The organism is Paratractidigestivibacter sp. (assembly GCF_052362415.1).
Lineage (GTDB): Bacteria > Actinomycetota > Coriobacteriia > Coriobacteriales > Atopobiaceae > Paratractidigestivibacter.
In genome coordinates, this window is sequence record NZ_DAWEMK010000147.1 from 2,130 (window position 1) to 3,419 (window position 1,290).

The following is a 1,290-nucleotide window of genomic DNA, read 5'->3' on the forward strand; positions in this document are numbered from 1 at the left end:
TTTCCGAACGGCGCAAAGACGCAGATGACGGGGACTTTCTCGGCGGTGTTCGCCGGGCGATAGATGTCGGCGTAGATGGTGGTGCCGTCGCGCAGCACGCAGGCCACGTCGCGCTCGCACATGACGTTGGGGATGTCGGTCATGTAGGTGTGCGGGTTGTACTTGGCGCAGAAGCCCATGGTGGCGACCATCTCGCCGTCGCCGGCGTCGGGGTCCTCCTGCAGCCTGCGCTTGATCTCGTCGAGCTCCTCGCGGGACTTGCCCGGGTTGCCCTTGGCGAAGGGGACCTCGAACTCCTCCTCGTCCTTGCCGAAGGTCATCTTTTTGTAGATGCCCTTGTACTCGTCGGCCATGCAAACTCCTCTCGGGTTTTGCCTATCCGGCACGCGCCCCGCTTCGCGGTTGCGCTTTCGGATCCGTCGTGGATTAGTCTCCCGATTCGGCCGCCTTCGGTCATTGGACTAGGTGACAAACTTTGCGCGCGGGCGCGGCTTGGGGTGGTACCCGTGAACACCGGGGGCGGGCCATGGGCGAAAACGCGGGCTCCGCAGTATCATGAGGGGGCAAAACAACGTGACGCCGGGGGACATGCGCATGAAATTAAGGACGGTCTTGAACGAGCTCGCCTGCACGGACTGGCGTGCAGGCAAAGAGAAACTGCTCGACGAGGATGTCCTTCTTACCCCCGAGTACGACACGAGCGTCCCGCCCGAGGCGTGCCTTGTGCGCATGTGCCGCTTCTCCGAGTTCCAGGAGGGCACGGTCAAGCCCGGCCCGCGCCACATCATGCTCGTGCTCGCGGGCCCGGAGATCCCCGCCGGGGCGCGTGTTGCCGGCGACTTCGTGCTCGTCGCCGCGCGGGCGAGCTACGACGATTTCCGCGCCGCCTTCCTCGACCTGCCTGCCAAGGCCGCCGTGCTCGAGCTCAGGCGCGACCGCATGTTCGAGGCGTTCCTGGCCTCCTACGACCTGCCGCAGTTCGCCAAGCGCTCCTCCGCGGTCCTCGGCAACCCGGTGATCATCACCAACGCCGACATGCGCCTTCTGGGCACTGCCGGGGACTTCCCCGAGGACGCCCCCGACGTCCAGCAGGTCCTCTCGCAGGGCTACGTGACCGAGGAGGTAAACGCCGCCCTCGAGGACGACGGCATGATCGACTCCGTGCGCCATGCCCGCCACTCTGTGATGAGCAACATCGAGCGCTACGGCCGCAGGTGGGTGACCTCGATCATCCATTACCACCACCTCGAGATGGGCCGCTACGACGTTATGGAGAAGGACCGGCCCATC

The 1,290-nt window shown here is 65.3% G+C and carries 1 protein-coding gene and 1 pseudogene; one reads left to right on the forward strand and one right to left on the reverse strand.

The window, feature by feature from the left end; all coding sequences use genetic code 11:
* Window positions 1-353 (reverse strand): annotated as a pseudogene (locus ACT84W_RS10085) (CocE/NonD family hydrolase); the annotation flags it as partial.
* Window positions 354-594: 241 nt separating this feature from the next.
* Here ACT84W_RS10085 and ACT84W_RS10090 point away from each other — a divergent pair.
* A partial coding sequence (locus ACT84W_RS10090) for a hypothetical protein (protein ID WP_444329115.1) occupies window positions 595-1,290 on the forward strand: 696 nt, incomplete at its 3' end.